Annotated in this window: 9 protein-coding genes; 6 read left to right on the plus strand and 3 right to left on the minus strand. The window is 31.0% G+C overall.

Annotated features, from left to right (window positions below; all coding sequences use genetic code 11):
- The first annotated feature begins 139 nt into the window (after positions 1–139).
- A complete protein-coding gene (locus CCZ01_RS09195) occupies positions 140–1,726 on the plus strand; it encodes a coiled-coil domain-containing protein (protein ID WP_112052922.1) in 1,587 nt (528 codons plus the stop codon).
- Between the two features lie 12 nt (positions 1,727–1,738).
- On the opposite strand, the gene CCZ01_RS09200 is transcribed toward CCZ01_RS09195, so the two are convergent.
- From CCZ01_RS09200 to CCZ01_RS09210, 3 genes are all read right to left on the minus strand, one after another.
- Positions 1,739–3,058 (minus strand): RNA-guided endonuclease InsQ/TnpB family protein, encoded by a 1,320-nt coding sequence (locus CCZ01_RS09200; protein WP_112052923.1) that lies wholly within the window; start codon positions 3,056–3,058, stop codon positions 1,739–1,741.
- A complete protein-coding gene (gene tnpA, locus CCZ01_RS09205; RefSeq protein ID WP_112052924.1) occupies positions 3,058–3,516 on the minus strand; it encodes an IS200/IS605 family transposase in 459 nt (152 codons plus the stop codon). The genes CCZ01_RS09200 and tnpA overlap by 1 nt, the downstream gene beginning before the upstream one ends.
- A 391-nt stretch (positions 3,517–3,907) precedes the next feature.
- Positions 3,908–4,429, minus strand: a complete 522-nt coding sequence (locus CCZ01_RS09210; protein ID WP_112052925.1) for a zeta toxin family protein — start codon at positions 4,427–4,429, stop codon at positions 3,908–3,910.
- A 576-nt stretch (positions 4,430–5,005) separates the two neighbouring features.
- On the opposite strand from CCZ01_RS09210, the gene CCZ01_RS09215 reads away from it, so the two are divergent.
- From CCZ01_RS09215 to CCZ01_RS09235, 5 genes are all read left to right on the plus strand, one after another.
- Entirely contained in the window at positions 5,006–6,070 is a 1,065-nt protein-coding gene (locus CCZ01_RS09215) for a hypothetical protein (protein ID WP_112052926.1), read from the plus strand.
- A gap of 122 nt (positions 6,071–6,192) precedes the next feature.
- Positions 6,193–7,035, plus strand: coding sequence for a hypothetical protein (locus CCZ01_RS09220; protein ID WP_112052927.1), 843 nt, complete (start codon positions 6,193–6,195; stop codon positions 7,033–7,035).
- Complete coding sequence (locus CCZ01_RS09225) at positions 7,013–7,414, plus strand: hypothetical protein (RefSeq protein ID WP_112052928.1); 402 nt, start codon at positions 7,013–7,015, stop codon at positions 7,412–7,414. Before CCZ01_RS09220 ends, CCZ01_RS09225 begins: the two co-directional genes overlap by 23 nt.
- Positions 7,415–7,458: 44 nt before the next feature.
- Positions 7,459–8,238: a hypothetical protein gene (locus tag CCZ01_RS09230; protein ID WP_112052929.1), complete on the plus strand. Its 780-nt coding sequence runs from the start codon at positions 7,459–7,461 to the stop codon at positions 8,236–8,238.
- Positions 8,239–8,255: 17 nt separating this feature from the next.
- A complete protein-coding gene (locus CCZ01_RS09235; RefSeq protein ID WP_112052930.1) occupies positions 8,256–8,702 on the plus strand; it encodes a hypothetical protein in 447 nt (148 codons plus the stop codon).
- Positions 8,703–8,714: the final 12 nt, after the last annotated feature.

Genomic DNA, 8,714 nt, shown 5'->3' on the forward strand with positions numbered 1-8,714 from the left:
TGATTATGCAATCAAGACATTAGACAATATCCCACAATCAGACAATAAGACAGATTTTCTAAGAGAAGTTGCAAGAAAGAGGGAGGGTAAATGATTAATCTCTCTTCACTTATAGGTATTCAAAAGAAAAGGAGTAGGTATGGCTAGTATTTTTATTACAATAGAGAAAGAAGAATCTGAATCAGATGTTCGTTTAATTGATTTGTGGCAAACGCCTGTTATGGCACTAAAACCATTTTGGAATGGGAATGATGAGAGCCTGAATGATTTTTTAAAAAAGTATCATTTGGAATGGGAAGAGACTCATAGTATCTATGAAACAAAAATGCAATCTGCAGAAATGATTGAAAAATGTTCAGATATCTTCAAACAAGATATTGCACAATTTGATTTTAGACTTGCTTCAGCACTGAAGGGTAAAGGATTAGCACCTTTTGCAGATGTTCCATTAGTTAAAATTTCATTTGATATAAAATCATATGGATATGAAGAACAAGAAATACTGAAAAATTATTTTTTCACTTGCACCTCACGATCCTTTTTAGATTTTAGAGGTATACAAGATTCAAAGCTCATTTTTTATTACTCTCGCAGGGGCTTAATTGATGAAGAAAGTAAAATTGGAGTTTACACAACAAGAGTTGCTTATAATTTCAAAGAAAATACCAAAAACATTAAAGATACAAACTTTATTTTGAGTGGTTTATGTTTAGGTTTTGCATACGTTTTACCCAATATTACCTTTTGTTATTCTTGGAAAAATGGAATAGGACTTGAGAGAGAAACCCATGTTACAGGGCAAGAAATTTTGATAAGTAAGCAAGAGTCAATAAGAATCAGAAATCAGGCTAAAGAAGAATTAAAATCACAAAAAATGAAGAATAGAACATCATTAGCCCCAGAGAGTCTAGAGCAAAAATTATCACAAGCAGCAACAACGCAATTCAGAATGAATCTTGAAGATTCATTTGAGGAATGTTTAAAACTAGGTGTAACTTATTATGCTGAAAAGGAAAGAGAAAAACTTGAAATGAGACTTCAAAAAGCGGAACAAGATGCAAAAGAGGCCTATATTTACATTAGAACCCAAATTGATGATGGCATATCCATAAAAGAAGCTCTTGATTTAGCAAAACAAAAATATAGAGATGATGATACAATCAATCTTGCAAGTTTGCTTATAACAAGGGATATTCAAGATATTTCTAAAAAAGAAACACAGATTTCTTCTCTAAAAGAAGAAATAACAAACAGGGAAACAGAGTATCAAAAATCTTTTGAACAAATTGCAAAACTTGAACAAACAATTTCAAGTCTTAAAGGGAGTTTATCAGAAAAAGTGAATGAGTTAAATCTTTTTAAAGAAAAAGCTGAAGAGGAAATGAAAAAATTTGCAGAGGAAACAGAAAAAAATTTTAAAGAAGCTATAGAAAAACTTGTGCAAGAAAATGAGCAACTAGAAACTGATTTAGCAGGAAGCGGAACAGTTATTGATCGACTCCATGTAGAAAACTCTATCTTGAAAGATAACAATGCAAAAGCAGAATCCAAAAATGAGGAATTGCAAAAAGAAATCAGGGAGCTGTATATATTCAAAGCAATGTACAATCAATCATCTAATTCAAGTGAGAGTAAGGAAGGCGAAAGTGTTTCAGAGATTTTTAGTGATGAGATTCAGCGAATTAGTGAATTACCCCCACTTAAGAAGTGTGGGCTTCCTAACTAAAGCTAAGCAACCTTAGCTAACTCGAAAGGCTTTTTGTTTAGTGTCTAATAGGCTAATTCCTAACCCAAACGACTTTAATCCTCTCTCTAAGATATTGATACTAGCATTAATATCTCTATGGATTATGTTTCCACAATCACACTCAAACACTCTATCGCTTAGACTGAGATTCTCATTTATTTTTCCACATACACTACAGGTTTTACTTGTATATTGTGGATTTACTTTTACAAAGAATTTGCCATTATGCAATGCTTTATATGCAAGCATTTGAGAGAATTGATAGAATGAAGTATTTAAAATAGAGCGATTTAATCCGCTTTTTTGTTTGACATTTTTAAGTTTTGCTCGTTTTGTCATATTCTTATTTTTAAGTGCTTCAACTGCTACCAAGTCAAATTCTTTAATAAGTCTAGTCGTTATCTTGTGATAACTATCTTTTTTAATGTTGCTACTCCTTTCATAGATTTGATTTAATTGTTTTTGAGTTTTTCTAAAGTTATTGCTTAACTTTTGATTTTTATTTTTAGATTCTAGTTTAATCCTTACTCGCCTTGAATTTTTACGCATAAGTCTTTTGAATTTATCGTTATATTTTTTAGCATTGACTTTTTTTGAAAGTGTTTTAATTAACTCTCCATCACTTAAAGCAATATCATTTATATTTAAGTCTATGCCTATACACTTAGCAGAATCTAAATGTGCTAAATCTACTTGCTTAATTTCTTGTTTATAAGTAATGCTAAATGAAGCATAGTATTTATCATTGCTTGTGCTTATTGTTATTTGATTAACTTTGTAGCCTTGCGGTAATGATCTATGATATTTCATTTTAAGTGGCATAGACATTAGCTTAAATGTTTTAAATTTAGCGTTATTAGATTCTAGGATTTGAAAGCCTTGATTGTTCCAATTAAACGAAGTTTTAGCGAGTTTAGAGTTTTTAAAATTTGGTATGCCTAGTTTTAGTGCTTTTGCTTTTTGCTTTGGTGTTGTAGCAGAATCTAAGGCTCTTTTGCGTTCGGCTACCATTTCTTTACTCAATGCTCTTTTTATTGATCGTAAGAAGTTAATTCTTGCTTGTTGAGTAACTACTGATTTAAAGGGTAATTCTCTATTCTTTAGAGCCTCTTTTACAAGTCTGTCATAATCAACCGCTCTAAGATATTTCTTTTGCTCTTTTGGTAAATCTTTATTAGATTCTACTTCTTTAAGCCATAGATTTAGGCATATATTATAGGCTTGATTATAGATGAAGCATTGATGATTGATTAATGCTTGTTGCTCTTTATTAGGATAGATTCTATATTTAAAACCTTTGGTTATTTGCATTATAGATTCCTATACGCCTTTGTGCGTTTATCTAAATTTTCGCCTTTTTCTTTGACGCCTTGATTTTCTACATATTTTTTTAACACTTCTAGGCTTACTCCCCCTGTCGTGGCTAAAAAATAACTTCTACTCCAAAAATATTCTTTCCACAAAAATTTTCTTATATGCGTAAATTCTTGTTTAATAATTCTGCTTGAAGTAGATTTATAGGCATTAATGAACTTTACTAACTCACTTTTTGGCTCTGCTTCAAATAGTATGTGTAAGTGGTCTATATCGTGGTTAAATTCTATTACTTTAAGGCTATATCGTGGATTCTCTGCTATGTATTTAAAAATCTCTCTAAGCCTTTTGCATATCTCATCATTTAACATTTTTCTACGATACTTCACAACGAGCATGAAGTGATATTGTAACAAATAGACTGAGTGTTGATTTGTATTATATTTCTTATCCATATCGGTATTATAGTAGAATTTAACTAATTTTAGTTTTTACAAGTCAGTTAATAAGTATTAAGTTTTTTAACTTGCCTAACGGTGAGTGGCAATTCATCCTCCGCCTAAGAGGCGAAGGTTTTCTTGCTTAAAATTTGGTAAATCAAATCTTTCAAAAATCCAGAGCTTTGCTTCTCAAATTTTCAAAATAATCTCATCTCAAGATATTCAAATTCAAAATCAACAATCAGAAGAAATCGTAGAAGTTCGCAGAATGAGGAGCTAGAAACATAACTTTTAGCAAAATTTAGCTATAACAACAAAGCCCCAAAACCGCAAGGGAGTAGGGGCAAAAACACATAAAGGCGTTACTATGAATAAACATAGCAAACGCTCGTTTGTATTATTATATCTAAATTTTAGACTTTTTGGGTGATTCACGTTCTACTAATTGAAATTCACTTTCAGAATTGTCAAATATTAACACTTGTTTGCAAAAAGGAATAATAGTTTCTAAATTTTTACTAGATTGTTTGAATCTTTTTTCAATGAGCTTTTCACTGATATTGTGCCCTCCCTTTTTTACTCTTTGTTTGACTCTATTCTTTGCAATGTCAACAGATTTAACTTTGACATAATAGAGGTAAATAGAATAACCATTTTCTTGTAATTTTTTAAAAAGTGCAATAATGCTAGAGCCACAAAGCGTTGTTTCTAAATTAAAATCATACGCGTTTTGAATATAGCTATTTCTTAAATTTATGGCAATTTTGGAGGCTCGTATTTGATCAGATTGATTTTTCCAATCCCCAAATGAGCTTACAATTTCGTCAATATTGATGCGTCTACCAAAATCCTTTCCTTTTTCAATTTCATTATAGTAAAGCGTAGTCTTTCCAGCTCCATTGACACCAGCAAATATGAAAACTTTCATTTTCTTTCTCTCCTTTAGCAGAACTATAACAATTCACTGCTGAATTGGCACTAAAATAATTTAAAAGTAAAAACAGGATTCTTTAAGAAATATATTTTTAATAAAATTTAATCTCTATAAACACTTAAATATCGGTATTCTATCAAGTTTTTTTCAATTTATTTTAAAATTATATTTAAGCTTTTTTGCCTAAAAACCCACTTTTATTTACTTTTCATTAACTATTTTGCAAGTTTAAGGAAAAAAATTTATTATATTTTTTCATAGATTATGGTGTATGTTCGATAATACCGATACTTTAAGGAAAAATATAAATCATTTAAAATTTATTCTACATTCTACCTATTTTGCGTATCTGTAGAAAAAAAATAAATCTTCAACAGAACTTAAACATACTAAAAGAAAGCTTAAGTTTTTTGTATAACCTCCTATAACACTTACTTTAAGGAAAAAACATTAATAAAATTTTAAGTAAAATAAATAATAAAAAAGTGCTATTTTTAAGTTTTCGCATTTTTGAATCTTTTAAAATGTCATCAAGTCATGACTGAAAAATTTTTAAAAAAGGAGCTAGAAATGGCAGATTTTGTAGTTTTTGCTAAAAAGCAATTAGAACATAAAGAAATTAGAGAAGCAATTAATGATCTATACAAAGCAGGTTATGAGAGCAATAGGAATGCAGAATTTTATGCAAATTTGAAACAAGCAGAAGAGCAGTGTTTGAAACAAAATTTAAAAGGAGAAGCTCTGCAAGCCTACCTTGCTCCTTTCTATAATGCTTTATCAGATAGTGCTTTAGAGTCTTCTTTTGGAAAAGAAGAAAGAGAACAAAATAAGCAAATTTGGGAAAATAAGGAGCTACAGGCTAAAAGAGTTGCTTACAGAGGGCAACTTAATAGAGAGTTTGCAGATTTTAGGAAGTTTGCAAGACAAAATGGTGCAAATGATCATTTTATGGAGCAAGTCAAATATGCACAAAAAGAATGCTATAGACTTGCTTGTGATTTACCCCACATCAAAGAAGCCATAGCAGAATTATCAAAGATGCTACAATACCCAGAGTTTCAAATGACAGCAAATCAAAAAGAAATTAGCTTGAAATTTGATAATCTTATACAAAATATCAGACAGCAAGGAGAATCTGAACAAGCCAAACTCTCTCCAGATTTTTGGCAAGATATTTTCACTGCAAAACAACAACTTCAAAGTGAAGAGGCTAAAGCTGAGCTTGTTGATTCTACAATTCAACATATTCAAAACTATGCAGACAAAATTTTTGCAAATAGAGCGTTTAGGCAAGAAGTGACAGCACAAAAGGCGATTATCCAAGAACAGTCTAAGCAGGAATATATAAATTCTCTCACAGATCCTCAAAAGGAAACAAGAATTAAGTTTCTTAATTTTATTGAGACATTCAAAGGTAAGCACAATAAAGCCTTTTGGGACGAAATAGTTGCACCAGCTAAAAAAGAAGCAATCGAGAATGCCTTGCAAGGCAAAGATCTACAATCTTTATTTGAGCGTATTCAGCAAGAATCTTTTAATCCAAAATATCAAACTCAAGAGCAATCAAGCACAGATTTACGCCATGATAATTCTGCACTCAATGAATTCAGATATAACTATCGACAGAAGAGTTAAGAATATGTATTTAGAGGGATATTTCGATGAAGAAGAGGTTTCTAGTATAAAAAGAAATAACGCTAGATGAGAAATAGATCTGCAAATTTCTATGTGAAATTTGCAGACAAAAGGAGATAGAGATGAACGAACAATACTATATTGACGAAGAGCTACAAAAGAATGCCGAGCTTTTAGCAGAAATGCAAAAAAATGTAAATACGCATTATGCGTTTGCAAAAAAGGGTTACCCAAGTTTTAATGAGATTGTAAGTTTCATTAAAGATGAAAGACAAATTGCCTTTCCCTTTGAAAAAGATTTCTTGCATGATTCAAATTTTATGCAAACATTCAAGCAAGATTTGAGCAAGTTACCTAATATAGAATTAAGAGATATGTTGGCGGAACTGAAACGCAAAAATGCAGAACTTAAAAAAATGCTTCAGAGGGGTAATATTGAGGAACAACAATCTCTCTTAGATTCTATTGCTAAAACTATGGCAGAAAATGCGAGTTTGACAGAATCTATCAATGAACAACCCTCATTCAATCAGCAATTTGAAGATTTTAGAAAGTTTGCAAGACAGAATGGTGCAAATGATCATTTTATGGAAAAGATTAATCTTGCACAAGAAGAATGCCATAAGCATAAATGCGATCTAGAAATTACACAAACTGTGATAGCTGAATTACATAAAGTTTTGCAAAGCAAAGAGTTTCAAAAGAAATATCAAGAGGAAGAATCAGTTGAATCAAATAACGATCTTATCTTTACTGAAAAAAGCGTAGAAGAGATACGGCAACAAGCAGAGCAACAACCTTTGTTTCAGTCACTCAATCAAAATACTCCAATTGATGCAGAAATAGAAAATGATGATTTGCAGATAGAAGCAGAATCTATTCAGCCTATACCAAGCCTTAAAAACTTTTTTACTCAATTAGAGCAACAAGGAGAGGAAAGCTATGCAAGAAAAAATCGCCAGTGATAAAGCTTTGAAAGAATTTAGAGCTCAAAAGCAAGAAGAAATTTTTCTTGAAATGCAAAAATTGTTTAAAAAATGCAATTTGCAAATTTCTTTGGAGCTTATAGAGGGGAGAATCCACATAGATGAGAAAGCAAGAGAAATGATTGAATATCACTTAGGAGAGATTGTATTTGAGAGCAATCGCCATTTAATTGCTTTTTTGAATCAAGCTGGATTTGAGGCTGAAGCTTTACAAGAAGAGTTTTTACAGATGATGTGTTCTTATCCAAGCCATCAAGATTTAGAAAAAATGTTTGCAGACTTGGATAAACAAATGATTCAAGAACAAGCTTTAAAAGATATTGAAGAACAACAACCAATATTACGAAAGCAGAAGTAATTTTATGACCTAAGGTTTTTAAGCCTTAGGTATAAGGAGAAAAAATGTTGATTTTAATGGTAGTAGGCTTTATGGTATTTGCATTCTTTGTATTTATCTCAAGCGATTTGAGAGGAAAGCAAGTATATTATTATATGGCAGTAGGGATAGCAATCAGTACGGTTTGTCTTGCTATTTTCTTTTTTATAACAGAAGAAGTGACTTACACTTTAAAATATAGCTTAGCAATTGTTATACCTTTATTCTTGTATGGATTTTATATACTTCAACGCAATAAACCAAAGAATACAATAGAAATTTTAGCTAAGCAACAAAGTTATTGTGATTCTATTCAGCCTAAAGAGATATACAAGGCTTACTCTTATCGCACTTTAGAAAAAAAAGATAGAATCGAGACAAGACTCAATACGCTTTCTAAAACTTTTTATAGAGAGAGTGAGGGCAATAAATTTTTGACCACAAACTTTTTCTATGAATTGCAATCGCTAGAATTAACACGCATTCAAAATATTGATGAGATTCAATCCTTACTCCATAAAGAAATATTCTCTATGATTCAAAATGCTATTATTTACAAAGAAATGACTTTAGCTTACAATGAAATTCTAAAAGAAAATGATTACATTCTTGAATATTTTTTAATGCAACTCTATGAGCAATACACAATCGCTTTTAATATCGGTGTCGCTAATCTTAAGATATTAGCAAATACTTTTACTGAAGAGCAATTAGTTGGAGCTTTGGATAATCTCTCTTTACAGAGTGTCAAACGTGATGGAGCTGCACTCTTTTATAGCTACCTTGCTTTTAAAAATCGAGTTTAATAACAAGGAGGCACAAGATGAAAAATGAACAAAGAGGTATCTACAATGTAACTTTCAATGAAAAGAAGGCCACACCAATAAAAACAGATATAGAAGCTATTGAGAATGCAATCATTGATTATGTGATTCACTATGTTAAAGGTTGGCACAATATTAAAAGAGATAAAGGTAGAGTGGCAACCGACAAAATCAAAGGGGAGGGTCTCATCCCGCCACTTTCCCCCTCTGATGAAATAATTATAACATTTTATTCTGATAGAAACTTAAATACAAGAATGGTTTTTAAGAACCCTCAAGTCGATTCTTATTACACACAAACACCACAATCCACAGAAGATTCAATATTGCAAAGAGCCTTAGAACTCCAAACAAAACAGCAAAGAGGAGAGCTAGAAAACTTCTTTACACATCAAGAAGAAAACACAAATGAATCCAAATCTAAAAAAGGAGAAAAGCAATCATGAGTGAAAGAGAAT

This window comes from Helicobacter monodelphidis, assembly GCF_003288845.1.
Lineage (GTDB): Bacteria > Campylobacterota > Campylobacteria > Campylobacterales > Helicobacteraceae > NHYN01.